General features: G+C 60.2%; 22 protein-coding genes. 8 read left to right on the top strand and 14 right to left on the bottom strand.

Annotated features, from left to right (window positions below):
- Positions 1 to 11 precede the first annotated feature (11 nt).
- The 13 genes from icmH to tssA all read right to left on the bottom strand — a co-directional run bounded on the left by icmH (position 12) and on the right by tssA (position 14,827).
- On the bottom strand, positions 12 to 872 hold the full coding sequence (gene icmH / locus ACQRBT_RS21100; protein ID WP_412047521.1) for a type IVB secretion system protein IcmH/DotU: 861 nt from the start codon (positions 870 to 872) through the stop codon (positions 12 to 14).
- A 5-nt stretch (positions 873 to 877) separates the two neighbouring features.
- On the bottom strand, positions 878 to 2,206 hold the full coding sequence (gene tssK / locus ACQRBT_RS21095; RefSeq protein ID WP_412047522.1) for a type VI secretion system baseplate subunit TssK: 1,329 nt from the start codon (positions 2,204 to 2,206) through the stop codon (positions 878 to 880).
- A 1-nt stretch (position 2,207) separates the two neighbouring features.
- Positions 2,208 to 2,693 (bottom strand): type VI secretion system lipoprotein TssJ, encoded by a 486-nt coding sequence (tssJ, locus tag ACQRBT_RS21090; RefSeq protein ID WP_244699371.1) that lies wholly within the window; start codon positions 2,691 to 2,693, stop codon positions 2,208 to 2,210.
- Positions 2,694 to 2,698: 5 nt separating this feature from the next.
- Positions 2,699 to 3,883, bottom strand: coding sequence for a type VI secretion system-associated FHA domain protein TagH (tagH, locus tag ACQRBT_RS21085; RefSeq protein ID WP_412047529.1), 1,185 nt, complete (start codon positions 3,881 to 3,883; stop codon positions 2,699 to 2,701).
- Positions 3,884 to 3,899: 16 nt separating this feature from the next.
- Positions 3,900 to 4,031 (bottom strand): hypothetical protein, encoded by a 132-nt coding sequence (locus tag ACQRBT_RS21080; RefSeq protein ID WP_048729418.1) that lies wholly within the window; start codon positions 4,029 to 4,031, stop codon positions 3,900 to 3,902.
- An 81-nt stretch (positions 4,032 to 4,112) separates the two neighbouring features.
- Entirely contained in the window at positions 4,113 to 5,645 is a 1,533-nt protein-coding gene (locus tag ACQRBT_RS21075; RefSeq protein ID WP_244699372.1) for a sigma-54 interaction domain-containing protein, read from the bottom strand.
- The gene (locus ACQRBT_RS21070; RefSeq protein ID WP_412047523.1) at positions 5,642 to 8,068 is read right to left on the bottom strand and encodes an AAA family ATPase; all 2,427 of its coding nucleotides are present in this window, start codon (positions 8,066 to 8,068) and stop codon (positions 5,642 to 5,644) included. The genes ACQRBT_RS21075 and ACQRBT_RS21070 overlap by 4 nt, the downstream gene beginning before the upstream one ends.
- A gap of 12 nt (positions 8,069 to 8,080) precedes the next feature.
- A complete protein-coding gene (tssG, locus tag ACQRBT_RS21065; RefSeq protein WP_060752586.1) occupies positions 8,081 to 9,088 on the bottom strand; it encodes a type VI secretion system baseplate subunit TssG in 1,008 nt (335 codons plus the stop codon).
- Positions 9,052 to 10,839 (bottom strand): type VI secretion system baseplate subunit TssF, encoded by a 1,788-nt coding sequence (tssF, locus tag ACQRBT_RS21060; RefSeq protein WP_412047524.1) that lies wholly within the window; start codon positions 10,837 to 10,839, stop codon positions 9,052 to 9,054. Before tssF ends, tssG begins: the two co-directional genes overlap by 37 nt.
- The gene (gene tssE / locus ACQRBT_RS21055; protein ID WP_060752584.1) at positions 10,829 to 11,230 is read right to left on the bottom strand and encodes a type VI secretion system baseplate subunit TssE; all 402 of its coding nucleotides are present in this window, start codon (positions 11,228 to 11,230) and stop codon (positions 10,829 to 10,831) included. The genes tssF and tssE overlap by 11 nt, the downstream gene beginning before the upstream one ends.
- Before the next feature lie 14 nt (positions 11,231 to 11,244).
- A complete protein-coding gene (tssC, locus tag ACQRBT_RS21050) occupies positions 11,245 to 12,723 on the bottom strand; it encodes a type VI secretion system contractile sheath large subunit (RefSeq protein ID WP_412047525.1) in 1,479 nt (492 codons plus the stop codon).
- A gap of 27 nt (positions 12,724 to 12,750) precedes the next feature.
- The gene (gene tssB / locus ACQRBT_RS21045) at positions 12,751 to 13,248 is read right to left on the bottom strand and encodes a type VI secretion system contractile sheath small subunit (RefSeq protein ID WP_104994008.1); all 498 of its coding nucleotides are present in this window, start codon (positions 13,246 to 13,248) and stop codon (positions 12,751 to 12,753) included.
- A 25-nt stretch (positions 13,249 to 13,273) separates the two neighbouring features.
- Positions 13,274 to 14,827, bottom strand: coding sequence for a type VI secretion system protein TssA (tssA, locus tag ACQRBT_RS21040; RefSeq protein WP_412047526.1), 1,554 nt, complete (start codon positions 14,825 to 14,827; stop codon positions 13,274 to 13,276).
- A gap of 484 nt (positions 14,828 to 15,311) precedes the next feature.
- Between tssA and ACQRBT_RS21035 the strand changes: the two genes are divergently transcribed.
- A complete protein-coding gene (locus ACQRBT_RS21035; RefSeq protein ID WP_060752580.1) occupies positions 15,312 to 15,827 on the top strand; it encodes an Hcp family type VI secretion system effector in 516 nt (171 codons plus the stop codon).
- A gap of 490 nt (positions 15,828 to 16,317) precedes the next feature.
- Here the strand turns inward: ACQRBT_RS21035 and ACQRBT_RS21030 are convergent, their stop codons facing one another.
- Positions 16,318 to 17,139 carry an aldo/keto reductase gene (locus ACQRBT_RS21030; RefSeq protein WP_060752579.1) on the bottom strand — a complete coding sequence of 274 codons (822 nt, stop codon included), beginning with the start codon at positions 17,137 to 17,139 and terminating at the stop codon, positions 16,318 to 16,320.
- A 105-nt stretch (positions 17,140 to 17,244) separates the two neighbouring features.
- On the opposite strand from ACQRBT_RS21030, the gene ACQRBT_RS21025 reads away from it, so the two are divergent.
- The 7 genes from ACQRBT_RS21025 to ACQRBT_RS20995 all read left to right on the top strand — a co-directional run bounded on the left by ACQRBT_RS21025 (position 17,245) and on the right by ACQRBT_RS20995 (position 25,303).
- Positions 17,245 to 17,739, top strand: coding sequence for a DUF1543 domain-containing protein (locus tag ACQRBT_RS21025; RefSeq protein ID WP_060752578.1), 495 nt, complete (start codon positions 17,245 to 17,247; stop codon positions 17,737 to 17,739).
- A 117-nt stretch (positions 17,740 to 17,856) separates the two neighbouring features.
- Positions 17,857 to 18,138: a peptidylprolyl isomerase gene (locus ACQRBT_RS21020; RefSeq protein WP_060752577.1), complete on the top strand. Its 282-nt coding sequence runs from the start codon at positions 17,857 to 17,859 to the stop codon at positions 18,136 to 18,138.
- Between the two features lie 130 nt (positions 18,139 to 18,268).
- Positions 18,269 to 20,128 (top strand): extracellular solute-binding protein, encoded by a 1,860-nt coding sequence (locus tag ACQRBT_RS21015; protein WP_412047527.1) that lies wholly within the window; start codon positions 18,269 to 18,271, stop codon positions 20,126 to 20,128.
- Positions 20,128 to 21,189 (top strand): microcin C ABC transporter permease YejB, encoded by a 1,062-nt coding sequence (locus ACQRBT_RS21010; protein ID WP_060752575.1) that lies wholly within the window; start codon positions 20,128 to 20,130, stop codon positions 21,187 to 21,189. The genes ACQRBT_RS21015 and ACQRBT_RS21010 overlap by 1 nt, the downstream gene beginning before the upstream one ends.
- On the top strand, positions 21,189 to 22,211 hold the full coding sequence (locus ACQRBT_RS21005) for an ABC transporter permease (protein WP_161549799.1): 1,023 nt from the start codon (positions 21,189 to 21,191) through the stop codon (positions 22,209 to 22,211). Before ACQRBT_RS21010 ends, ACQRBT_RS21005 begins: the two co-directional genes overlap by 1 nt.
- 10 nt (positions 22,212 to 22,221) lie before the next feature.
- Positions 22,222 to 23,793, top strand: a complete 1,572-nt coding sequence (locus ACQRBT_RS21000) for an ABC transporter ATP-binding protein (RefSeq protein WP_090370575.1) — start codon at positions 22,222 to 22,224, stop codon at positions 23,791 to 23,793.
- A gap of 109 nt (positions 23,794 to 23,902) precedes the next feature.
- Positions 23,903 to 25,303 carry a sigma-54 interaction domain-containing protein gene (locus ACQRBT_RS20995; protein ID WP_244383324.1) on the top strand — a complete coding sequence of 467 codons (1,401 nt, stop codon included), beginning with the start codon at positions 23,903 to 23,905 and terminating at the stop codon, positions 25,301 to 25,303.
- The last annotated feature ends 93 nt before the right edge of the window (positions 25,304 to 25,396 follow it).

Genomic DNA, 25,396 nt, shown 5'->3' with positions numbered 1-25,396 from the left:
GCTCCCAGCGTTTACAAAGGCGTCTGGTTCAAATCCGACGCCGACAGTTGAAGGGGTTGCAGCGCATTCGCCCGCTCTTTGCCGAGCACCCAGGAAAACCCGGTGTACATCACCAACAAACAGGCCAAGACAAAGGCCACAAACCACGAGACTGGGATCAGGCGTAACGGCCTGCGGCGACGCGACAAGTCCCTGGCAGGAAGCACAGGTTCCACCGGCAGATCGCCGCGCACTTGCCGGATCTGTCGATACAATCCATCGCGAATGGCTTCGAGTTGCAGCCCGCCTCGCTCCATGACCCGATATTTGCCTTCAAACCCCAAACTCAGGCACAGGTAGATCAACTCCAGGACGGCCAGGTGTTTCACCGGGTCGCGAGACAACCGTTCCAGGAGTTGAAAGACCTTTTCGCCGCCGAAGGTTTCATGGTGAAAACGGCTTAACAGGCTCATCTTCGACCAGTCGCTTCTGGCCCCCCACGGGGTGGTGACGACGGCTTCATCAATGACACTGCACAATACGTAGCGCGCCGACATGACCTGGCTGCTCTCGATGCCGCTCTGCAAGCTGCGGGCTTCGAATTGAGTGACCGCCAACAATAACCGGTCGTTGATCGTATCCAGTTGCTCACGTGCGGAGCAGCCCTTGAGTTGGACCAACTCCGACAACAGCTCCCAGGCCGCCGTCACCAGGGGGTTGAGGCCCACCTTGAAACGCTGCGCCCCCAACAGATGGCCCGCATAAATCATCCGGTCTTCCAACTGCTCATAACGCGGCGGCGCTGGAAAGTCGGTCATCGGCCCCTGTACCGGCCCGCGACCTTCATGGTCAAGCAGCACGGTCTTTTCGTCCTGCGGGTAGTCACTGTCCATAGCGTTCAATTCCTAATGGCCCAGAAGTTGAGTTCAATCCCGGCAAAATCCCCGCCTACATGGAAAGCGAAGCCACCTGACTGCTCCAACTGCGCGATGTCGTGGGCATTCATATCGAGCATGAAATAGGTCTTGCCGGCATGAAATGGAATCTGTCGCGGTGCCACAGGCAATGGCTTGACCTTGATGCCTGCCAGATGCAGGTTGACCAGCTCACGGATGCGTTCGACGGGGCCGACTTTCAGATGGGCCGGCAGCCGACTGCGCAGTTCCTCAGAGTCACATTGCGCAGTCGCCGCCAGGATGAATGTCGCAGTGCCGAGCAATTTCAAGTCGCTCACCGGGCAGACCAACACCCCGTATTGACGTTGCTGCAGCGTCAGCTCGACGGCGTGCTGTTCGAGCACGACCGACAACGCGGCACGCACTTGCGCCATCAGGCCGCGGAAGCTGCCTGCCTGGTCAGCATGCTGGTAATGCACGTCCAGGTGGGCACGCTTGCTGTCGTGGGTGAACGTTGATAACTCACCAAGCAACGACACCAGTGCCCGGAACAGCGTCTCAGGGCGCACCAAAGGCTGGCTCAAGTAATGACGCAACTCCAGCTCGGTGCGATTGATCACTTGCAGCATCAAGAAATCGCCCACGTGGGATCCGGCCGCCGTACCCTCGCCGCACATCCGCGCAGCAATGGCATCCCCTCGACTGGCCAGCAGGCTGATGACCTCCTGCAGGCATGACGACACATACCCGCAGTCCTGCACAAAAATAAAGGCCGGCATGAACTCCCTGTCCAGGCTCAAACCACCTTCACCCGACGACACCAGTACCTGGGCGACCTTGAGTTTCACGAAGCCCGTATCGCTCTCCTCTTCGTCCAGCAGAAGGCGCAAATCGGGGCGTGCGCAGTTGATCCGGCAAGGGGAACCCATGCCGGCGTTCGAATCCCCCACTTCGACTTCACAGGCGATATAGCGGGCCAGCACCTCGCTCTGGGACGGTTGACGGGTTTCAACCTGATTGCCGGTGGCCAGGGGGAGCGCCAGGTAAACCGCGTGTTTGCCCGAATCGGCAGGCACGTCCAGCACCAGAGGCTCCATGACTGCGCTCAGGTCGAACAAGCTGCCATCGGGCAAAACGCCACTGGCTTGGTTGATCACCAGCTTGCCCAGGTTGAGGTACTGCTCATTGAGTTCCAGCGTCAGGAAGCCCCAGGCATCATTGCCCAACAAGCGCGTGCGGTTGAGTTGCTGCTGGTAATAGCGGTCGTTGTGCTGCAAGTGCTGCGGCCGTAACAGCATGCCTTCCTGCCAGATGACTTTGTGAACCTGCATGTCATTGCATCTCCGTGCCGGAGAGCGGGCCGGCAATACGAACCCCGGCTTTGTCCAGTACCAGGTCGGCACGGTTCAGGTGTCGCGGCGTCACTGGCAGTAGCAGCCGCCACTGCACATGCGGCAAATCCCGATAGGCCGCCAGTACCCCCACGAAACGGCTTTCCGGTCGAACACTAAGCTTGAGGGCCAGGCGGTCACCCGGACGCAATTCTATCTCTTCACTGCTCACCCAATCCTTTGCCAGCACCTGTTCGGCATGGTTATACAGGCTGAAGAAGTCGGCATTCTCGAAGGCTACGGCATGACGCAGTTCAATCAGGTGCACCACCACCGGCGAGGGTCGATCGTGAAGGTCGGGGTTTACCTGTTCGGTGGCTGTCAGCACCACATCCAGTTTGGTCAATGTCGACAAAGGTGACAGCGCCGTGCAGCCGGCCAACAGGCTGCACAAGCACAGCATGAATCTGAGGGGTGTTCGATGCATGAATATCATCCTGGATAATCGATGTGCAGGGCTGAGGCCAGATGTACCTGTTCCTCATAAGCCCTGGTGAACTCGCGGCCCAGCAGGGGATCGTTGAACTGATCGTCCTCGGTAAGACGTTGGTAATGGCGCTGGTAAGCCCGCCAGTACCCAGCGTCGCTGAAAAACCTGGAAGGCTTGCGCTGGGACTCCAGGCTCAACAGCAAATGCCCAGGGGCGAAGACGGCATGTGCGTGACGCAATGCACTGCGACACGCCACCAGCAGAGCCACCTGATGGATTTGCCCGTCTTGATGGGCCTGGGTAATGGCGCGCTCGGCAGAGCATTGATCCAGCGCCCCTAACATCGCGGTTAATACAGCCGGGGTATCCACACAGACCGCCAAGGGATTTTGCCTCTGCGCCGACCTGTCGGCAGATGCCGGCATCAGTTCGTTCTTCAGCGCTTCACGGGTGCGCAGATTTTGTTGCAACCCTTTGATCGCCACGCGAAAAAGGTGCGCCACCTTGATAGCCAACGCCGCACGGCCCGGTCCGTCAAGGTGGTCCAGATCCATGCCCAGGGCAGCAGCAAACGGCGTCCAAAACGACTCCTCAACGGCGGCTCCAGGCGCGAGAATTGCGTCCGTGGCGGCCTCCACTGGCGGCTCCGCCCGGCGAGGCATGACCAGAAACGCCCTGTCGGCCGCGTGCCTTTCCTGCCATGCACCCGGCTCCTCGCTGCTCTCGATCAAGGCTTGCAGCTCATTCGAGGCAACCTGCCGCTGCTGTTCAAGGTCCAGCGCCTGCAAGGGGTCAAGCCCCAGGAAGGCGTCATCGGGGATCGGTCCTCCCGCGCCGACCAGCGCTGCTTCTGGACCGCGCTGTGCTTCCATCAACCCGGCACGCATCACCAGCGCCCCCAACTGAAAAACGTCGCCATGGCTGATGGGGCGCGCCTGTCCTTTGCGCAAGCGCTCGGGGCTGCCCGCCACGCCAATCCCGTTGCGACTGATGTCGGTCAAGAAATAGCGGCCCTCGCGGTAACCGATCAACCCATGGTGGCTGGAAAGCAATCGACTGGGATCGTGAATCACCCAGTCACAACCGGAACCGCGGCCAATCACGCCGCCGACACGGTCAAAGACTTTACGGGCCAAGGGCACGGGTGCGCCGCCATCGCTCCCACACACTTCAAGTACGAGCTGCATCGTCAGACATTCCCATTCACTGGCCACGAGTGATCGCCTGCGGGTCACCCAGCGGTCGATAATCGGCGTCATCGAAAACGTAGTTGGCGTTACAGCCACCCAGCAAACACAACACAAGCACCACGGCTTGCCATGGACGGTCAGGCATTTGGTTTCTCCCAGAATGAAAAGGCAGGCCGGCTCATTTCGATGAAGGCGGCATGTGTTCCAGCAAGATTCAAGTTCGCACTCAGCACTCTTCCCTCGCGTCCCACTGGGGAATGTTCAAACGAGCGAGTCGGTAGAGCAGCGTGCGTCGGGCGACGCCCAATTCCCGTGCGGTGCGGGTCCGATTGCCACGGTTCTTGTGCAGGCAATCGAGCAGGAACACCCGTTCCACCCGCTCCATGCGCTGGCGCAGCGTTACATCATCGCCAGCCGATGCGGCCGGTGTCGGTGGCAGCGACAGGTGCGTCGGCAGGATCACGTCGTCGTCACACAGCAGTACGGCGCGCTCGACCAGGCACTTGAGTTCGCGCACGTTGCCGGGGAAGCGATGATTCAACAGTTGATCCAGGGCAGCATTCGACCATCCCACCGGCGCCCTCCCCAGCGTCGTGCACGCGTTCTGCGCGAAATGCCGCGCCAGCAACGGCACGTCGCCGTCGCGCTCACGCAAGGCAGGCAGTTGGATCGGGAACTGAGCGAGCCGGTAATACAAATCTTCACGAAAACTACCCTCGGCAACCATCGCAGCCAGGTCGCGATGGGTGGCCGCAATGATGCGTACATCAACCTTATGGGCCGCATTGGCGCCTAACGGGCGTACCTCGCCTTCCTGCAATACCCGCAGCAGCTTGGCCTGCAACGCCAGCGGCATATCGCCGATTTCATCGAGCAGCAACGTACCGCCGTCGGCCGCGTCAAATAGCCCGGCATAATTGCGTTCGGCGCCGGTGAACGCACCTTTGCGGTAACCGAATAGCTCACTCTCCAACAGCCCTTCGGGGAACGCTGCGCAGTTCTGCACCACGAAGGCTTTGCCGCCACGCGGCCCGGCTGCATGGATGGCACGGGCGACCACCTCCTTGCCGGTACCGGTCTCGCCACAGAGCAACACGGTGTAAGGGGAATGCAGGACCTTGCCGAGCAACTTGCAGGTCTGCTCCATCGCCGGGCTGGTGCCGATCAAGCCGTACGCTCCGGCCAGGGGCATACTGGGCCTCGGGTCTGGAATGCCGGACACCGGTTGCATCTGCCGCAGCATCCGCAGTTGGTTCAAGGCAAAACTACCCAGTTGCCCCAACGCCACTGCATGGTCTTGCAATTGAATGCAGCGCCGGCTGGCGCATAGCAATACACCCGTGGCGCCACCGCTCCGGTTGAACAGCGGCACACTCAACAGGGCACACCAAGGTGCACCCAAGGCCGGCAAGAAACCGATGTCATACAGACTGTTTTGCACCGTATCCAAGCCAAGCGCACGCCCCTGGCTCAAGGTGTAATGCAGCAGTTGCTGGTTCCTCAGGTCAGGACACTCGCCTGCGCCAGCTCGCCACGTACTCCCGGGCATATGCTGGGCAATCAGATCGAGCCGATCGCTCACTTCATCGAGCAGGTATAACTGGCTGAGTTCACACCCGCTCAGTCGCGCCGCGCCTGCGACACACACATCGGGCAGTGAGGTTTCATCGCAGTCGAGCCCCAAGCGTGTGAAGCAATCCAGAAAGATATCGGTATCAGCCTGCGGACCGGGCTGTTGTGCAAAGCGATTGTCGGTCATTGGCTGAACTCGCAGGTGGGCCAGCCACTCCCATCGAGGCTCGCATGCACCCGGGACATCGCCTCATCCCTAGCCGTAGCGTCGAGAAGGCCGTCCACCATCTGTGGCAGCAAGTGGCGCTCAATCCATTGATCGATGTATCGCGCACCGCTGTCCCCATCGGCGCAACGCTCGGTCATATGCGCAACCAACTCAGGTGTGTAGGTGAATGCAAGCTTGCGTTGATGTAAGCGTGTGCCCACATTCGCCAGCTTGAGTTTCGCTACATCACCCAACACGTCGCCTGAGAGCGGGTAATACGGCACGACGCGCATCCGTGCCAACAAGGCCGGCTTGAAGTGGTTGCGCAAGACGGGGTAGATCGCGTCTTGCAGCACCTGGGGCTCAGGCCGGCGTCCATCGCCACACAGTTCACTGATGCGGTCACTGCCGAGGTTGGAGGTCAGCAGGAGCAACGTATTGCGAAAATCGATCTCCCTCCCCTCGCCATCGTTGGCGCGCCCTTTGTCGAAAACCTGGTAAAACAGGCTCAACACCTCCGGGTCGGCTTTCTCTACCTCGTCGAGCAACACCACCGAGTAAGGGCGCTGGCGTACGGCCTCCGTCAGCACCCCACCTTCGCCGTAACCGACATAACCCGCAGGCGCCCCGATCAAGCGCGAGAGCGTGTGCTTCTCCTGGTATTCGGACATATTGATGGTGGTAACAAAACGCTCGCCGCCATACAAAAGATCCGCCAGGGCCAGTGCCGTTTCAGTCTTGCCGACACCGCTCGGCCCCACCAACAAAAATACGCCTGCGGGCGCATCCGCGTTGTTCAGGCCGGCGGCAACAGCACGTAAAGCGCGGTCAAGGGCTTGCACCGCGTGCTCCTGTCCCAGGATGCGCTTACGCAGGGCGCCGGCCAGGCCGAGGATTTTTTCATCCGGTTCAAGGGCCAACTGCTCGACTGGGATGCCGGTCCAGGCGCTGATAACGCGAGCCACCTGATGCGGGCACACCTCAAGGTTCCGAGTGGGTTGCCCGCACGACTGCTCCAACGCCTGATGCTGTCGCTCAAGCGCTTCAAGACGCAGGTTCAAGGCTTGCAGCGCCTGGGTATCCACGGGCAATCCGAGGTCGGTGTCTCGACTTAACGCCCGCTGTTGGCGTCGACCTTCGCCCAGCTCCACACACAGTTTCTGCAACGCCTCAGGTGGCATTGCCTGGCGCGTGCGAACCGCGGCACAGGCAGTGTCCAGCACATCCACAGCCTTGTCCGGCAACTGCCGCCCCACCAGATAGCGAGCGCTCATATGCGCTGCCACGACGACAGCATCATCGCGAACATAAACGCCGTGGCTTTCCTCATAAACAGGAACCACTCCACGCAGGATGGACACCGCCGCCTCGACACTGGGTTCATCGACCGACACTGGCTGGAAGCGCCGCGCCAACGCCGGGTCCTTCTCAATGTACTGCTTGTACTCCGACCAGGTGGTGGCGGCGATGGTCCGCAAGGCTCCCCGCGCCAGCGCCGGCTTGAGCAGGTTTGCCGCATCGGCACCGCCCGCCTGTGCCCCGGCACCGGTCAGGGTATGGGCCTCGTCGATAAACAGGATCACCGGCTCCGGCGATTCATTCACTTCATCGATGAGGCCTTTGAGACGCCGTTCGAATTCGCCCTTGAGGCTGGCGCCTGCCAGTAACAAGCCCATATCCAGGGTCAGTAAGCGAACCCCTTTCAGAGCCGCAGGCACCTGCGAAGCAACGATCTGCCGAGCAAGCCCTTCGACGATCGCCGTTTTGCCCACTCCGGCCTCTCCAACCAGCATCGGGTTGTTCTTGCGTCGTCGTACCAGGATCTCGATCAACTGGCGGATTTCCCCATCACGGCACAGCACCGGGTCGATCAACCCTTCACGCGCCTGTCGGGTCAGGTCATGGGTAAAACGCTGCAGTAGAGAAGCGCTGGCTACCGGTTCGGTTTCGGCAGGCTGGCTCGTCAGAAAATCACGTACCCGATCTGCATCCACGCGGCTCAGTACCTCGTGATAACCACTGCCCGCGTACTCCAGTGGGTGACGCAGGAGTGCCAGCAACAATGCGCCGTGGTCCACGAAAGACTGCCCCAACTCAACATGAGCAACCATCAATGCCTGCTGCAGCCAACACACCAGTGCCTGCGCGAAGACCGGGTTGCGGGTTGCACTCTGCTCACTGCGGGGCTGCAAGGCTGCATGCAGCTCACCGGCGTTGACATTGGCGTCTGCCAACGCCTTGGCCATTACTCCCTCGGGATGCTCAAGCAAGGCCAGGAGCAAATCTTCCACTAACACTTCACGACCGCCGCGCATCACGCACCGCTCGGCCGCGCGCTCCAGGTCCTGGCGTGCCTGGGCTGTCAAGGTGCGGATCAGTTGTTGCAGGTCCACATTCATCATAACCATCAGTCCCTAATGAAAATTACCGGAGAGGGTGACCACACCATCGGCGCGCTCGGTTCCCAGCCAGCTGGTCCAACCCAGGCGACAGACATTGCTCTCACCGATGTACAACGCCCGCACTTCCCCTTGCGCCAATACCAGCCGCAGGTCGTATTCCAGTGGGTCACGCGTGGCCAGGCGCACCAGCGAACACAGGGGCTGATACGCAGGCCCCATGGGCAGGAACTCGTGAAAGCGCCGCCAACACAGCGCCAGAATGTGCACCCTGAATTTGCCACTGCGGTCGGCAATCCGCTGCCCCAGCACCAGGTCGAGACCGAGCGAGCTGTTGCCGCGGCCCAGTTCATTGCGCTGTGGGTGGGTAATCTCCACCGTGCGTTCGACCCATTGCTCGATCCCTATGAGGTCGTGCTTGAAGTAGTAACGCAGCACCGACTCAATCAAGGCGGCCGAGTGGGCGCGCAAGCTCAAAAGCCCCAGGTAAGGCAGTAAACGCTTGCAGTCGAGTTGCGAGGCCTCTCGTATCGCAGTGCCCCCCAAGCCAATCAGTGCAAACATCTGCTCGGAAAAAGCATCACGGGCCCCCGTTTGGAAACAGGCCCGGTAGCGGTATTTACGCCAGATCGGCAGCATCAGCCGTTGCAGGCGATGGTGAAACAGGTCGAGAAAGTCGCGGGTAGGATTCCCATTCGGCTGCTCGGCAAAGGCCTGCTCGGCATAAAAGGCCGGCAAAGGAGATCCGGCACCGAACAGCCCCAATACGTTGAGGCGCAGGCGAGCACGCAATTGCCCGTGCTCCCTGAAGAACTCCACCCGGTCAATGTCATGCCCTGCAAATCCCAGCCCTGGATTGGCCTGGAACTCCAGTTGGTCGTACAGCGTGTCGTCATCCAGCAACGGATGAGCCTCGCGCAATCGTTCCATCACCTGCAGCACGGCCTGAAATAGCGTGTACTCGCGGATAACCTGGCAGATCAGGGTCAAAGCAGGGGTTGCTGTCCCATCCGGGATGGCCATAGGTACACATCTCCTTGTGTGCTGATGACTCGCAACTCGTGATACGAGTTGAGGCTGGCGTAAAGCGCAAAGAACTCGTTGAGGACCGACGCAAACACAAACATGTCGCCCTGCCCCAGAAAGCCTTGGGGGTCGATGCTCAGGTCCACCCGCAACCCCCGGACGGGCAACCCTCGATGCAATCGATCAACAGCCTCGTGGCTGATGGAACGCAGTGCACCCAAGCGCTTGCGGCTGACTTTCAACGCTTGCCGATCGTGATAACGCGGCAGATCGTAGGTTTCGAGAATCACTTTCAAGGCGTTGATATCGGCCAGTGACAAATAGTTGAGCGACATGTTGCTGATGACTTTCCACAGGAAGTCTTGATCCAGTGGCGGCGCGAAACTTGCGGTGGGCGCCGTGATGTTTCGGAACGTCAATGACTCCGGGGTCTGCTCACTGGGCTGATTGATCTCGCCTGCTCGCAGCCGCCGTGGCAAGTTGCAGTTAGTGCAGGTCAGTTCGACCGATACGGTTTCATGACCTTGTTCGCGACGACGGCCGAATCCCATCCAGGTGTCGAGCCCGTCATGCTGCACCGACAGGCGCTGACGAATGCTGTAACTGGGACGCGCCTCCAGAGACTCGGCATCGCCGTCATGCTCGAACGATTCGAACGGCACATACGTCTGGTAGCCCAACCCGCCAGGACGCCAGCCGATGACCCGGTCCACCGCGAACACCGCCGCGTGGCCCGGCGTGTAATCCCCGGGCATCAACAGGTACTCATCCTGTTTGCAATCCAGCCGAATGGGCACCGCATCCAGCTTGAACAGATTGATGATGGGGGTGCAGTACAGCTTGACGTTGTCCAGGGTGGGCCGCAGGGGGCTGGATGTCTGGGTGCGCAATTCAAAACGCATGACCATGCCGTGCACCTGTTCCAGCGATGCTCGTGGGAGTGTGTGCAGTACATCCAGCCCCGCAATATCGACAAACAGGTACTTCTCGGGAAATGCGAAGTACTCCTGCAAGTGGCGGTAACCACGGAATGTGTTCTGCGGATAGGGAATCAGCGCCTGCTCCTGGGAAAACCCCACCGGTTGAACCTGGCCGGCACCGAGCCTTACCGTCATGGGCTGGCCATCGGGCCACGTCACCTGCGAGCCAGCCTCGTCCAACAGCAATAGATGGATGCCATCCAGATGGCGCAACAGGTCAAGATAAAGCGCCTGGCTCGCGTAGCGGTCGCCAGCCAGATGCAGGCGTAACGAGTCGAACACCAAGTCACCGAAATGCCCTTCGGCACTCATCACCAGGCGCAGGTCCAACCAGGCGCCCTCGCCTCGGCACAGGTACTCCAGGCCACACAGTTGCAATGGCATGACATCCGTGGCGTAGCACGTTCGAAAGCGGCAGCGCTCGCCCTGGATAGCCAGACTCTCGACTGCCGTATCCCGCGCCACACGAACACTGGGGCCCGCGCGTTTCAAAGGGTCAAATTGCAGGATGCTGAACGACGGCAAGGGCCTCATGTAGTTGGGCCACAGCAGATGCATCAAGGAATGCGCCAGCTCCGGCAGTTCGTCTTCCAGCTTCTGGCGCAGACGACCGGTCAGGAACGCAAACCCCTCAAGCAATCGCTCGACGTCCGGGTCCTGGCCCGGCTCCGCGAGAAACGGTGCCAAGGCCGGATTACGCTCGGAAAAACGCCGACCCAGCTGGCGAAGTGCACTGAGTTCGCTCTGAAAATAACGGTTAAAAGCCATCGGTGCCGACCTCAACCCGTCCTGCATCATCCAGGCGTGCATGAAACACGACCGCCTGGTTGACACCGTCGATGGCCATTTCGGCCTCAATGGCAAATGCCAAGGCCAGGGGTTCCCGAGCAAGGGGAGACACCCTGACATGTACATTCGCCAACCTCGGTTCATAAGCCCGGATAAAACGCTCGATCAGCAAGCGGGACCGAGACAGCGACTCGTGCAGGCTGAGCCGCATGTCATTGAGGTCGGGCAGACCATAGTCCGGCAATGTCTGAACACTGCCTGCACGCGTACTGAGCATTTTTCCCAGATGTGCGGCGACGGACATCACGCTGCACGTTCGGCTCGAGCCCTCACATTCCAGGCGCTCGAACAGGCTATTGCGATGGGGCATTCCCTGGCCTCCGCTCATTCTTTATCGAGCTTTCCGACCAGGGACAATGTGAAGTCTGCCCCCATGTACTTGAAGTGCGGGCGCACACTCAAATTGACCCGATACCAGCCCGGCTCGCCCTCGACATCGCTGACGACAATGCGCGCTGCACGCAATGGCCTACGCCCACGCACCTCGGCACTGGGGTTTTCCTGGTCGGCCACGTATTGGCGAATCCACTTGTTGAGCTCCAGCTCCAGGTCCGTGCGCTCCTTCCACGAGCCCAATTGCTCGCGTTGCAGCACCTTGAGGTAATGGGCCAGGCGGTTCACGACCATCATGTAAGGCAGCTGGGTGCCAAGCCGGTAATTCAGCTCGGCGGCCTTGCCCTCTTCACTGATGCCGAAGGTCCTGGCCTTTTGCACTGAGCTGGCGGAAAAGAACGCTGCGTTGTCACTGCCCTTGCGCATGGTCAGGGCAATGAAGCCCTCTTGCGCGAGTTCATATTCACGCCGATCTGAAACCAGGACCTCGGTAGGAATTTTGGTTTCGATCTCACCCATGCTCTGGAAATGATGCAAGGGAAGATCTTCGACCGCCCCGCCACTCTGTGGGCCGATGATGTTCGGGCACCAGCGAAAACGCGCGAAGCTGTCGGTCAATCGTGTGGCAAACGCGTAGGCGGTATTACCCCATAGATAATGCTCGTGGCTGTTGACCACGTTTTCCTGGTAGGCAAAGGTTCTCACCGGGCATTCCAGGGGATCGTACGGGGTTCGCAACAGAAAACGCGGTACGGTCAAGGCAATGTAACGGGCGTCTTCGCTCTGCCGAAAACTTTGCCACTTGGCAAACTGCGGGCCTTCGAAATGGTCCCTGAGGTCCTTCAGGTCGGGCAATCCGGTGAAGCTTTCCAGCCCGAAGAAGCTCGGGCCGGCAGCGGCGATGAAAGGGGCATGGGCCATGCACGCGACACTGGCGACGTATTGCATGAGCTTCACATCGGGTGCGCTGGGGGATAGGTAATAGTTGGAGATGATCGCGCCTACCGGCTGACCGCCGAACTGGCCGTACTCGGCGCTGTAGATATGCTTGTACAGCCCCGACTGGGTAATTTCCGAGGCGTCTTCAAAATCGTCCAGCAGGTCCGTGCGCGAGACATTCAGCAGTTCGATCTTGATGTTCTCGCGAAAATCAGTGCGTTCGACCAGTAACTGCAGCCCTCTCCAGGACGCCTCCAGCGCCTGGAAATCCGGATGATGCAGAATCTCATCCATTTGTTGACTGAGCTTGATATCGATCTCGGCAATCATCCGGTCGACCAGGTGTTTCTTGACCGGTTCTGCACGGTTGTGCGGCTTGACCAGCTCTTCGATAAACGCCGACACGCCGCGCTTGGCGATGCCGTAAGCCTCGTCGTCGGCGCTCAATAATGTCTGGGCAATAATGTTATCGAGGATGCTGCCCTCGGCGGAGCCTTGCAGGGGCTGCGAGTTGCTTGGGGTGGTCGTCATGCTGTCAGTGTCCTTTTACTGAAAATGTCAGGCGTCTGGATTGTTCAACCCGAGTTCGGCCAGAACCCGAGCGCGGGAACCGTCGTCGGCCAACGCCTGTTCGATGGCTTTGCGAAAACTGGGGGTGTTACCCAGCGGCCCCTTGAGTGCCATCAACGCTTCACGCAGTACCATCAGCTTCTGCAATGCGGGAATTTGCTCGACGAGATTCGCCGGGTTGAAATCCTTCATCGAATTGATCCGCACCTCGACGGCCAGCTCCTCGACGTCAGCCGCCTCCTGCAGACGATTGGGCACACTCAGCGTCAAGCTGAGCGCCTGTTTCGCCAACACCTCGTCAAGGGTGTTCTTGTCGATGCCGATGGGCTTTCTATCCTCGAGCTTGCGCGGGTCTTCACGCTGGGAGAAATCCCCCAGCACCAGCAACTTCAGCGGTAGCTCGACCTCCTCCTGAACCCCGCCGACCGCAGGTTTGAAGGTGATGTTGATACGTTCCTTGGGGGCTACCGAACCGTCTTTGGCCATGTTGTATCTCCTTTTTGATCGGGCTTCATTCAAGTACTGCTTCAAGGTCGAAGTGGCACAACCGGCGATGGGTGAGATCCTTGCTTTCGCGCACGGTGTGACTTTGTGGCAAGCGGTCATAGCAGCGATACAGCAGCCGAGCGACTTGCAGAGCCAGTTGCGGCTCCCAGCGTTCGAGCCCGGCGCGTTGCAATTCGAGGTCCAGTTGTTCCAGCTGAACCCTGCCCAGGTCGTGCTTGCCGGCCCGCATGCACAACCGGGCGAGTGCGAGTTGCCAGTGGAAACGGGCCCGTTCGCCGCGTGCCGCCTGCTGCCCTTGCTTGAGCACAGCAACCGCGGCCTTGAGTCCTTCCTTGCGCAGCACCGGCATCACCGCCTGCAAGGCCGCATCCCACGATTCGCCTGCCACATCGGGCACAACGCTGGAGGGCTCGGTCCTTTGCAGGTGACGCATGACATGCAGGGTGATCCATTCACAGGTAGCCGGATCCGCGAACGGTGTTCCGTCGTCGAACCTGTAGTCAGGCAAGCCCGGCAGGCGTTGCAGGAGCAAAGCAAAGTGCATTTCCAGCTCGGTCCTGGCGGGCTCTGCCTGCAACGCCTCAAGGCACTCCCAGGCCATACGCAGTCCGTCAAACCAGAACAATGCACCGGCCAGGCTGACTTCAAGCTCCAGCAACAGATCAGCGTAATGACCTTGGCTGAGGCGCTCCTGACAACGCTTGAGTTTGTCGGCAGAGAGCGGGCGCAGAGCCGTAACGCGCTCACCATTGGCGTCGGGATAATTGATGAGCGTCAGCCACGCCAAGGTGCGGCTCAGGCGCAATGCGCGCACGTCACTGGCACTCTGGCGCAACCACCAGGCGCACAAAGGACGGGCCTGCTCCTGCAAGGCGCGTAGTAATTTGTGCGCGTCTTTTTCGTTGTTCACCGCCGGCTCCGGCTTGAGCAATTGCGTGGTCGCTTGCTTGACCTGGGCAATCACACTCAAGACACCGCCAGGCTCAGCCGCGCCTCGCGAAGTACGCGCCAAGCGCTCCGACAGCTGCCTGCGGATCGGTAACAACAGGGGTGCGTCCGCTCCAAGATGCTGGTCCCATAGCTCATCGAGTCGGATGAGGTGGTCATGTAACGCCTGAAACAAAGGCCGCTGATCCAGAAGCGAAAGGTCCTGCGCAAAGAGCTGCTCCAGCCGCAGCACCAACCAACCCAACGCGGCAACGCGTGTACGCGGCTTGACCGGGTAGACCACAACCCAGTGATGCTCACAGAGATGCCGCAGCAGAGCGAGCCCCGCCAACAGTCCGGCGAATGAATCACGCTGATGAAGGGCCCAGGTCAACCAGACGGCGACTCGCAGGTCCTTGGAATGCTCACGCAAAAAGTGCTCGCTGAGCTCACTGACCTTCTGCCAATCGGGCAGGCTCGCGCCATGAATCGAATGCGCCTTGCCCAGCTCCGCTTCCAGTGCCTCGAACTCGCCTGAAAAGCGCATATCACTTCCAGCAAACGCGTTTGGCGAACACGGTCGCCGCGCCAATTCAAGGTAATAGTCGCAAAGCTTTTCCGAGTAATCCATTTAGAGGCGCACACAACTATCCATCACAGAAAAAAACAAACTAACCGCTCTTTAGATGCGCATCAGAATGCCATTTAACTTTCACCCAGCGAGTGAATGAAGTGTGCGAACACTAGCCATGCCGGAGCCAATCATCAAGCAACAGAAAATCACTTAAGGATTTTCCTACAAACCAATAAAACCGAGACCTGCGCAACAAATTGCACAGTCAAATGGATCAAAAAAAACCGCGTCACATCCCAGGACTCAACAGTGACAGCCCGAATCGCATGAGCAACTAACTGCACATATATGCGCAAACAACTACCGAAAAAAATGGCAAAACCCTCACCACAACTTTCCAACATTCTCCGCTCAACTCTTCCGCCCCCTTATTTCATTGCACCTTCTAATTTCAGGCACGCTTCTTGTTATAGGAACTACTTGCCCGTCCGGCAACGAAGCCGTTCGGCAATCCCTACTTAATCAGGCAAGGAAACCAGTCATGCCAACACCCGCGTACCTCTCCGTCACCGGCGTCAAACAAGGTTTGATTACGGCGGGTACATTCACCCAGGACTCAGTAGGCAATCTTTTTCAGGAAGGTCATGAAGATCAGATCCTGGTGCAGGCATTTGCTCACCAGGTGATCATTCCCCGCGACCCGCAATCAGGCCAGCCGACGGGGCAACGGGTACATAAGCCCCTCATGATCAGCAAGATTTTCGACAAATCCTCACCACTGCTATTCAGCGCACTGACCTCAGGCGAAGAAGTGACGTGCCGGCTCGAATGGTTCCGCACTTCGTCAGCCGGAACCCAGGAACACTACTTCACCATGGAGCTCGAGGGCGCGACCATCGTGGACATTCAATCGCGCATGCCTAATTGCCAGGACCCCGACAACGCGCATTTCACCCATCTGGAGGATGTGTATTTCACCTATCGCAAAATCGTCTGGACCCACGAAGTCGCCGGCACGTCCGGCTCTGACGACTGGCGCAGCCCAGTGGCCAGTTAAGTAAGGCTCACGCAGGACCGGCAGCCAGGGAAGGCGCCGCTCCTGCTGCTGGAGGCGTGGGTACCTACAGCAACAACGGCCGTGACGCACTGTCTGCCGTGTTTTGATGTTGCTTTTGATCTGCTCTAGATCTGCTTTTGATCTGCTTTGGATCTTGATCTCAGGCGCCCCGTTAAACCACGCTGGCCGAACGCAGGCTTGAATCCGTGGGTAACCCGGCAGGACGCCGGGTTAGCCGCCCCGCGCCATGGATGGCGCGTAGCGGCGGCCCACGGATTCAAGCCTGCGTTCGGGCACACCGAGCCTGAGCGAGGTGCCGAGTGGTGGGGCAAAGGCCTTTTGCTTACTTTTGGGCCTTTCCAAAAGTGAGCCGCTGTAAGAGCGGAACCCTAAGCCGCCGTTACCGCAGCAATGGATATGTACACAACCCATTCCGACATCCTGGTCGGCCCATAGGCCGCCACGGGAGCAAGCCCCCTCACCACAGGTGCTACACCATCGCCAACGGATGCTTACGCCTGGGCGCACCAAATACACGATCAATCGCATCCAGATCATGCTCATCCAACACCAGTTTCGCAGCCCCGGCATTAAGCCGCACATGCTCGGGCTTGACGGCCTTGGGGATAGCAATCACCCCTTCCTGACGCAAAACCCAAGCAAGGCAAACCTGGGCAGGCGTCACACCATGGCGATGAGCAACCTGCTTGAGCGTGGAACTGGACAACAGCTCACCGCCTTGCGCAATCGGGCAATAAGCCATCAACGGCAAATGATGTTGCTGCCACCACGGCAGCAAGTCGAACTCGATACCGCGCTCTTCGATGTTGTAGAGCACCTGGTTGGTCGCACAGGCCGGCGATGCCAGCTCCTGCAGGTCGGCGACATCAAAATTGGAGACACCCCAACGGCCGATCTTGCCGGCCTCACGCAGGCGCTCGAACGCCTCGACGGTTTCTTCAAGGGGGTACTGGCCACGCCAATGCAACAGATACAAGTCAATGTAGTCCGTGCCCAAGCGTTGCAGGCTGGCTTCGCAGGCTCGTGGAACGCCCTGGTGACTGGCATTGTGAGGGTACACCTTGCTGACCAGGAACACCTGGTCACGCCTGCCGCGAATGGCCTCGCCGACCACCCGTTCGGCGCCGCCCTCGCCGTACATCTCGGCGGTATCGATCAGGCGCATGCCCTCGTCGATACCCAACTGCAGCGCGGCCACTTCGGCGCGCTGCTGGTCCGGGTTTTCGCCCATGCGCCAGGTCCCCTGGCCGATGACCGGCACAGGAACGCCAGCCAGATCAATGGTACGCATGACAATCTCCTGATGAGTTCGCAGGTCTAGAGTGTGGCACTGAGCGGACAGAAGGGTTCAATCGAAGTATGGTTACGTTTTGCCCACTCGCCAGGTAGCTCTCCCATGCTGTTTGTAGTGATGCTCGGGGGCAAGCACCCCAGGGCCCGAATCGAAGTGCACGATGTGGTCTTTACCGTGGCGGATACGCTGCAAGCCACTTATCCGCAATTGCGCGACAACTGGTTCGGCAGCCCGTCCGGTATGCATATCGATGCGTGGATGGGGGTCGACGGTGTGGATGGCTGGAAAGTCGAAGTGAGCCACCTGGCGCCGAGCGCCGATGCCCAGCGGTTGTACTTCATCAATCTCGGCGGCTATGAAGCCGGCGCCTTTGGCGAAGCTCATCACTACGTGCTGGTCGTGGCCCGCAACCCGCAGGAAGCCAAGGCCAAAGGCAAACAGAAGATGCTGAGCCACTGGTCTCTGGCCCACACCGACCGCGTGATGGATGTCGACGACTGCCTGCCCATCGACCTGGTGGACGGCCGCTATATTCACCTCGTACAAGGCTCGCATCGCCCCATCATTCAGCAAAATGACTATATCGTCCTGAGCTGAGCACAGACAGTTCCTGGGCGTTCAAGAATGACCGCTGGTTCATCGGATCGGAACTTTGCCAGGAAATAACCGCCTGAATCCGGTAGGCTCACCCTTTTCATTCAAGGAGTTACTCCCATGGCCAAAGCCACCGCCCGTCATATCCTCGTTTCCAGCGAAGACAAGTGCAACGAACTGAAGGCCCAAATCGAAGGCGGCGCTGATTTCGCAGAAATCGCCAAAGCCAACTCCAGCTGCCCTTCCAGCCGCCAAGGCGGTGACCTGGGTTCGTTCGGTCCAGGCCAGATGGTCAAGGAATTCGACACCGTCGTATTCAGCGCCCCGATCAATACCGTGCAAGGCCCGGTGAAGACCCAGTTCGGTTATCACCTGCTGGAAGTCACCAGCCGCCAGGACTGATCCCGTCCGCGCTGATGCGATAAACAACGGCCCGCCTCTTGGTGGGCCGTTGTGCATGTGATGACTGGCGACACGGATGCCGTTAGCGTACAAATCCCTATTCTTCTTCACCCGGCGTTCAAGGCTGATAATGCGATTGGCTTTTTCCAGACTGCTCAGTACCTCCCTGGCCCTGCTGCTGGCCAGTACCGCCGTGATCGCGGCCCCGCAGACCTACCTGACGGTGTACGGCGAACCGGCCAAGTATCCCGCCGGCTTCAGCCACTTCGACTATGTCAACCCCGACGCCCCCAAGGGCGGCAGCCTGCGGCGCTCGGCCATCGAGATCGGGCGCTTCGACCATGTGCTGCCGTATATCGACAAAGGCATCGGCGTATCCCAGGTCGACGGCTGGCTCTATGCGCCCCTCGCCCAGCGCTCCCTGGATGAACCCTATACCGTGTATGGCCTGGTGGCAGAGAAGATGGAACGCGCCGATGACGGTTTGTCCTTGCGCTTCTTCCTCAACCCCAAGGCACGCTTCGCCGATGGCAAGCCGATCACTGCCGAAGACGTGCGCTACAGCTTCGACTTGCTGATGACCCAGGGCAGCTTGCGCTTTCGGACGCTGTTCGCCGACGTCAAGCACGTCGAAGTCGAAGGCGAGCGCCAGGTGCGTTTCGACTTTTCCAGCAATGAAAACCGCACCCTGCCCCTGGATGTCGCCACCCTGCCGGTGTTTCCCGAGCACTGGTGGAAAACCCGCGACTTCGCCAACGGCGGCGGCTACGAAGCCCCACTGGGCAGTGGCCCGTACACCATCAGCAAGATCGACTCCGGCAGCACCATCACCTTTACCCGTGACCCCAACTGGTGGGGCAAGGACCTTGCGGTCAGCCGTGGCCTGTACAACTTCGACCACCTGAGCCTGGAATATTTCGGCGACACCGAAGTCGCCCGCCAGGTGCTGCGCGGTGGCGCCTATGATTTCAACCGCGAGTTTTCCGCCACCGGCTATTCCATCGGCTACAACGGGCCGGCCCTGGACGATGGCCGCCTGCAACGCGCCCATTTGGCCAAGGAAATGCCGCAACCGGCCCAGGGCTATGTGTTCAACGTGCAAAAACCGATGTTCAAGGACCGCCGCGTGCGCCAGGCCCTGGCGATGCTGTGGGATTTCGAATGGGCCAACCGGCAGATGATGCGCAATATGTATATCCGCCAGCAGAGCTTCTTCTCCAACAGCCCGCTGGCCGCCAGCCAACCGCCCACACAAGAGGAACTGGCGATTCTCGAACCCTTGCGTGGGCAAGTGCCCGACGAGGTGTTCACCCAGGTGTTCAAGGCACCGGTCACCGACGGCAGCGGCATGATCCGCGACAAACAGCTGCAAGCGCTGGCCCTGCTGGAAGAAGCCGGCTGGAAACCCGACGGTGACAAACTGGTCAACGCCGACGGCGAAGCGCTGGAGTTCACCTTTCTCAGCGCCCAGGCCGGGCTGGAACGCCTGCTGCTGCCGTACAAGCGCAACCTGGCGCAGATCGGCATCACCCTGAATATCCGGCGCATCGACGCTTCCCAATACGTGAATCGAATCATGGCCCGAGACTACGACATGATCGTGATCGGCTTCCCGGTCACCACCTCACCCGGCATGGAGCTGTACAACTACTTCGGTTCAGCTGCGGCCTACGATCCAGGCGCCAACAACTACGCGGTGCTCAAGGACCCGGCCGTCGACACGTTGATCAAGGGCCTGGTCAAAGCCGACACCCAAGCCCAGATGCTCACCTACGCCCACGCCCTGGACCGGGTGCTGCAGTGGAACTACCTGTGGATTCCCAACTACTACCCGCCCGGCACCTCGGCGGCCTGGTGGAACCGCTTCGGCCGCCCCGCCATCGAGGCCAAAAACGACGAAGCCCTGGAAACCTGGTGGGAGATCAGTCCGACACCGTTGACCAATGAGCAAATGAACGCCGAATTGAAAAAACGCGGAGCGACCCACTGATGTTTGCCTACATCGTACGGCGCCTGCTGTTGATCATCCCGACGTTGGTGATCATCCTGCTGGTGAATTTCGTGATCGTACAGGCCGCGCCCGGTGGCCCGGTGGAACAGGCCATCGCCCACTTGCAGGGGATCGGCGGCGGTGGCGTCGGCGGCTCGTCCGGCGAAAGCGTCAGCGGCGGCTCACGCGCCAGCCGGGGCCTGGACCCGAAGCTGATTGCCGACATCGAGAAACAGTACGGCTTCGACAAGCCCGCGCCGGAACGCCTGTGGCTGATGCTCAAGAGCTATGCCCAACTGGACTTTGGCAACAGTTTCTTTCGCGGCAAGACTGTGATCGACCTGATCCTCGAAAAAATGCCGGTGACCATTTCTCTCGGCCTGTGGGCCACGCTGATCACCTACCTGGTGTCGATCCCCCTAGGGATTCGCAAGGCCGTGCGTCATGGCAGCAGTTTCGACGTGTGGAGCAGCACCGCGATTGTCATCGGCTATGCCATGCCGGCGTTCCTGTTCGCCATGTTCCTGATCGTGCTCTTTGCCGGCGGCACTTCGTTGAACTGGTTCCCGGTGCGCGGGCTGGTGTCGGAAAACTTCGAAGAGCTGAGCACCGTGGGCAAAATCGCCGACTATTTCTGGCACCTGGTCTTGCCCGTCACCTCATTGGTGATCGGCGGGTTCGCCACGCTGACTATCCTGACCAAAAACTCGTTCCTCAATGAAATCACGCGCCAGTACGTGGTGACCGCCCGCGCCAAGGGCTTGAGCGAGCGACGCGTGCTGTACGGGCATGTGTTCCGCAATGCGATGTTGTTGGTGATCTCGGGCATTCCCCAAGCGTTTATCGCGGTGTTCTTTGCCGGCTCGCTGCTGATCGAGGTGATCTTTTCCCTCGATGGCCTGGGCCGCATGAGCTACGAAGCGGCGGTGTCCCGCGATTACCCGGTGGTGTTCGGCTCGCTGTTTATCTTCACCCTGTTCGGGCTCTTGATAAAACTGATCGGTGACCTCTGCTACACCCTGGTGGACCCGCGTATCGACTTCGCCGCGAGGAACGCCTGATGCTCAATCTTTCCCCCGTGGCCCGTCGGCGTTTCGAGCGTTTCAAGAAGAACCGTCGCGGCTGGTGGTCACTGTGGCTGTTTATCGGGCTGTTTATCCTGACATTGGGCGGCGAGCTGATCGCCAATGACAAGCCCCTGGTGCTCAGCTACAAGAACGAGCTGTATTTCCCGGTCTTCAAGCGCTACACCGAACAGCAGTTCGGCGGGCAGTTGCCGTTCCAGGCCGATTACCGCAGCGACTACGTGCAAAAGCTGATCAAGCAGGACGGCGGCTGGATGCTGTTCCCGCCGATTCCGTTCAGCGACGACACGCCCAACTACGAACTGACCCGCCCCGCCCCCAGCCCACCGTCTGCGGTGAACTGGTTGGGCACCGATGACCAGGCACGGGATGTACTGGCGCGGGTGATCTTCGGCGCCCGGGTGTCGATCCTGTTTGCCCTGGCGCTCACCGCCATCAGCGCCGCTATCGGCATCGCTGCCGGCGCATTGCAAGGCTTTTACGGCGGCTGGATCGACCTGCTCGGCCAGCGCATCCTCGAGGTGTGGTCCGGGTTGCCGGTGCTCTACCTGCTGATCATCCTTTCGGGTTTCGTCGAGCCGAATTTCTGGTGGCTGCTGGGGATCATGGCGTTGTTTTCCTGGCTGGCCCTGGTGGACGTGGTGCGTGCCGAGTTCCTGCGCGGACGCAACCTGGAATACGTCAAGGCCGCACGGGCATTGGGCCTGGGCAATGGCAAAATCATTCGCCGGCATATCCTGCCCAACGCCATGACCGCCACCCTGAGCTACCTGCCGTTTATCCTGACCGGGGCGATTTCCACTTTGAGCGCCCTGGATTTCCTCGGCTTCGGCATGCCTGCAGGCAGCGCTTCCCTGGGCGAACTGATCGCCCAGGGCAAGCAGAACCTGCAAGCGCCCTGGCTGGGCCTGACGGCGTTTTTCAGCCTGGCGCTGATCTTGTCGCTGCTGGTCTTTATCGGTGAGGCATTACGTGATGCCTTCGACCCACGTTCATGAGTGACGCCGTATGAACCTGATCGAAATCCGCGACCTCAGCGTCGCTTTCAGCGGCCAGACCGTGGTGCGCAACCTGAGCCTGGATATCCGTCCTGGCGAATGCCTGGCGCTAGTGGGTGAATCGGGCTCGGGCAAGTCGGTGACGGCGCATTCGATCCTGCAACTGCTGCCCGAAGCCGGTACGCGCACCACAGGCTCGGTGAAGTACCGTGGCCAGGAGTTGATCGGGGCGTCGCCAGCCACCCTGCAAAAGCTGCGTGGCAACCGGATTGCAATGATCTTCCAGGAGCCGATGACGTCCCTCAACCCGCTGCACAGCATCGAAAAACAGATCGGCGAAACCTTGCTGCTGCACAAGGGCCTGGGCGGCAAGGCGGCACAGGCGCGCATCCTTCAATTGCTCGACCTGGTGGGCATCCAGAAGCCCCGGGAGCGGCTCAAGGCTTACCCGCACCAACTCTCCGGTGGTCAGCGCCAGCGGGTGATGATCGCCATGGCCCTGGCGTGCGAGCCGGAACTGCTGATCGCCGACGAACCGACCACCGCGCTGGACGTCACCGTGCAACGCAAGATCCTGCTGCTGCTCAAGTCCCTGCAGGAACGCCTGGGCATGTCGCTGCTATTGATCAGTCACGACCTCAACCTGGTCCGCAGCATTGCTCAACGCGTGTGCGTGATGCGCGCCGGGGACATTGTCGAGCAGGCGGACTGCCAGACCTTGTTCAACGCACCGCAGCACCCTTACAGCCGCCTGCTGCTGGACGCCGAGCCGAGCGGTGATGTGCTGTGCCGTGATGAACGCGAAACGGTGTTGCAGGTGGACGACCTGAGCGTGCAATTCCCGCTCGGCGGCGGTCTGTTTCGACGCAAGACCTACCTGCGCGCAGTGGATGGCATCAGCCTCAGCGTACAGCGCGGCAAGACCCTGGGGATTGTCGGCGAATCTGGCTCGGGCAAATCCACCCTGGGCCAGGCGATCCTGCGCCTGCTGGAGTCCACCGGCAGCATCCGCTTCCAGGGTGCGGCCCTGGACCCGCTGAACCCTCAGCAGATGCGCCCGTGGCGCAAGCAGATGCAGGTGGTGTTCCAGGACCCTTACGGCAGCCTCAGCCCGCGCATGTCGGTGCAGCAGATCATCAGCGAAGGCCTGGAAGTGCATGCGCCGTGCAGCCTGGAAGATCGCGACGCCCAGGTGATCCAGGTGCTCAAGGATGTGGGCCTCGACCCAGAGAGCCGGCATCGTTACCCCCATGAGTTTTCCGGCGGCCAGCGTCAACGCATCGCCATCGCCCGCGCATTGGTGCTCAAGCCTGCACTGATGCTGCTCGACGAACCCACTTCGGCACTCGACCGGACAGTGCAGAAACAGGTGGTAGCGTTGCTGCGTGAGTTGCAGGAAAAATACGGCCTGACCTACCTGTTTATCAGCCATGACCTGGCCGTGGTACGCGCCATGGCCCATGACATGATTGTGATCAAGGACGGCAAAGTGGTGGAGCGCGGCGCGAGCCACGACGTGTTCGATGCACCGCAACACCCTTACACCAAAGAGCTGCTGGCAGCGGCGCACATCCCCTTGTAGGAGCGAGCTTGCTCGCGAAGCACAAATAGGCGACACGGGGTATCGGGCAGCGCTGCGTTATCGTTGATGTTTTTCGCGAGCAAGCTCGCGCCTACAGGATTCTGCACGCATGAGTACCAGCCTCAAGGACTACCAACAGGTTCGCGGCCAGGCGATCCAGTCGCTGTTCGAGATCATCGAGCAGTCCAGTGAAGGCACGGTGATTGTCGACCGCGACGCAAATATCGTCTGGATGAACGAGCGCTACGCCAAGCGCTTCGGGCTCAACAGCGCTGACGAAGCCATCGGCCAGCCCTGTGAGAAGGTCATTTCCAACAGCCTGCTGCGCCAAGTGGTGCGCACCGACCGGCCGATTCTGCTGGATATCCAGGACACGCCCAAAGGCCCGCTGGTGGTGATGCGCCTGCCGATCCATGACGAAGCCGGGGCAGTGATCGGGGCGATTGGCTTTGCGCTGTTTGATGAACTGCGCAACCTGTCGCCGATGATCGAACGTTACCTGAGCATGCAACAGGAGCTGGCGTCGACCCGCTCGCTGCTGCGCAAGCGTCAGAGCAAGTACAACTTCGCCCATTTTATCGGCACCAGCACTGCCAGCCTGGAAGTCAAACGCCGGGCACGCCGCAGTGCGAGTGCCGAGTCACCGGTATTGCTGCTTGGCGAGACCGGCACCGGCAAGGAGCTGCTCGCTCAGGCGATTCATGGCGCTTCGAATCGGGCGAGCAAAGCCTTCGTCAGTATCAACAGCGCGGCCATCCCCGCAGACCTGCTGGAGGCCGAATTCTTCGGCACCGCCCCCGGCGCGTTTACCGGCGCCGACCGTAAGGGGCGCCCCGGCAAACTGCAGATCGCCCAGGGCGGCACGCTGTTTCTCGATGAAATTGGCGATATGCCGCTGCCGCTGCAAAGCAAACTGCTGCGGGTGCTGCAGGAAAAGGAATATGAACCGGTCGGTTCCAACGAGATGCTGCACAGCGATGTACGCGTGATCGCCGCCACCTCCATGGACCTGGAAGCGGCGATCAAGCGCGGTGAGTTTCGTGCGGACTTGTATTACCGGCTCAACGTGCTGCCGATCCAGGTGCCGCCCTTGCGTGAGCGCCTGGAGGACATCCCGGCGCTGAGCGAGGCGATTCTTGAAGAACTGCTCAGCCGCCACGAACTCGCCCCCGAGGCCTTGGGGTTGCTGGCGCAACATGCGTGGCCGGGGAATATCCGCGAGCTGCGCAATGTGCTGGAGCGTGCGGCGTTGTTGAGTGATGACCTGGTGTTGAATGCCGCAGACATTCGAGCGGCGATCGGTACGTTCAGCCCGGTGGAGCGCAGTACGCTGCGGGCGATCGAGGGTGAGTCGTTCAGCGCTGCACGGGAACGCTTTGATCGGCAGGTGATCACGGGCGCACTGCAAGCCTGTGACGGCAATGTGGTGGAGGCGGCCAGGCGCCTGGGGCTTGGGCGGTCGACGCTGTACAAGAAGATGGTGGCGCTGGGCATCATCCAATCTCAATAAAGAGACAAAGCTCTCATAATAGAGACTTCCTCCTGTGGGAGGGGGCTTGCTCCCGATAGCGGTGCTCCAGTCAGCATTTTTATTGCCTGGCAT

The sequence above is a fragment of the Pseudomonas sp. R19M genome (assembly GCF_050312585.1).
In the GTDB taxonomy this organism is placed as follows: Bacteria; Pseudomonadota; Gammaproteobacteria; order Pseudomonadales; family Pseudomonadaceae; genus Aquipseudomonas; species Aquipseudomonas palleroniana.
This window is presented reverse-complemented; position numbering and strand designations above follow the sequence as displayed.

Excerpts from the sequence above, each read along its gene's own strand:
- icmH (WP_412047521.1), bottom strand. The coding sequence starts at position 872 with ATGGACAGTGACTACCCGCAGGACGAAAAGACCGTGCTGCTTGACCAT.
- tssK (WP_412047522.1), bottom strand. The coding sequence starts at position 2,206 with ATGCAGGTTCACAAAGTCATCTGGCAGGAAGGCATGCTGTTACGGCCG.
- tssJ (WP_244699371.1), bottom strand. The coding sequence starts at position 2,693 with ATGCATCGAACACCCCTCAGATTCATGCTGTGCTTGTGCAGCCTGTTG.
- tagH (WP_412047529.1), bottom strand. The coding sequence starts at position 3,883 with ATGCAGCTCGTACTTGAAGTGTGTGGGAGCGATGGCGGCGCACCCGTG.
- ACQRBT_RS21080 (WP_048729418.1), bottom strand. The coding sequence starts at position 4,031 with ATGCCTGACCGTCCATGGCAAGCCGTGGTGCTTGTGTTGTGTTTGCTG.
- ACQRBT_RS21075 (WP_244699372.1), bottom strand. The coding sequence starts at position 5,645 with ATGACCGACAATCGCTTTGCACAACAGCCCGGTCCGCAGGCTGATACC.
- ACQRBT_RS21070 (WP_412047523.1), bottom strand. The coding sequence starts at position 8,068 with ATGATGAATGTGGACCTGCAACAACTGATCCGCACCTTGACAGCCCAG.
- tssG (WP_060752586.1), bottom strand. The coding sequence starts at position 9,088 with ATGGCCATCCCGGATGGGACAGCAACCCCTGCTTTGACCCTGATCTGC.
- tssF (WP_412047524.1), bottom strand. The coding sequence starts at position 10,839 with ATGGCTTTTAACCGTTATTTTCAGAGCGAACTCAGTGCACTTCGCCAG.
- tssE (WP_060752584.1), bottom strand. The coding sequence starts at position 11,230 with ATGCCCCATCGCAATAGCCTGTTCGAGCGCCTGGAATGTGAGGGCTCG.
- tssC (WP_412047525.1), bottom strand. The coding sequence starts at position 12,723 with ATGACGACCACCCCAAGCAACTCGCAGCCCCTGCAAGGCTCCGCCGAG.
- tssB (WP_104994008.1), bottom strand. The coding sequence starts at position 13,248 with ATGGCCAAAGACGGTTCGGTAGCCCCCAAGGAACGTATCAACATCACC.
- tssA (WP_412047526.1), bottom strand. The coding sequence starts at position 14,827 with ATGGATTACTCGGAAAAGCTTTGCGACTATTACCTTGAATTGGCGCGG.
- ACQRBT_RS21035 (WP_060752580.1), top strand. The coding sequence starts at position 15,312 with ATGCCAACACCCGCGTACCTCTCCGTCACCGGCGTCAAACAAGGTTTG.
- ACQRBT_RS21030 (WP_060752579.1), bottom strand. The coding sequence starts at position 17,139 with ATGCGTACCATTGATCTGGCTGGCGTTCCTGTGCCGGTCATCGGCCAG.
- ACQRBT_RS21025 (WP_060752578.1), top strand. The coding sequence starts at position 17,245 with ATGCTGTTTGTAGTGATGCTCGGGGGCAAGCACCCCAGGGCCCGAATC.
- ACQRBT_RS21020 (WP_060752577.1), top strand. The coding sequence starts at position 17,857 with ATGGCCAAAGCCACCGCCCGTCATATCCTCGTTTCCAGCGAAGACAAG.
- ACQRBT_RS21015 (WP_412047527.1), top strand. The coding sequence starts at position 18,269 with ATGCGATTGGCTTTTTCCAGACTGCTCAGTACCTCCCTGGCCCTGCTG.
- ACQRBT_RS21010 (WP_060752575.1), top strand. The coding sequence starts at position 20,128 with ATGTTTGCCTACATCGTACGGCGCCTGCTGTTGATCATCCCGACGTTG.
- ACQRBT_RS21005 (WP_161549799.1), top strand. The coding sequence starts at position 21,189 with ATGCTCAATCTTTCCCCCGTGGCCCGTCGGCGTTTCGAGCGTTTCAAG.
- ACQRBT_RS21000 (WP_090370575.1), top strand. The coding sequence starts at position 22,222 with ATGAACCTGATCGAAATCCGCGACCTCAGCGTCGCTTTCAGCGGCCAG.
- ACQRBT_RS20995 (WP_244383324.1), top strand. The coding sequence starts at position 23,903 with ATGAGTACCAGCCTCAAGGACTACCAACAGGTTCGCGGCCAGGCGATC.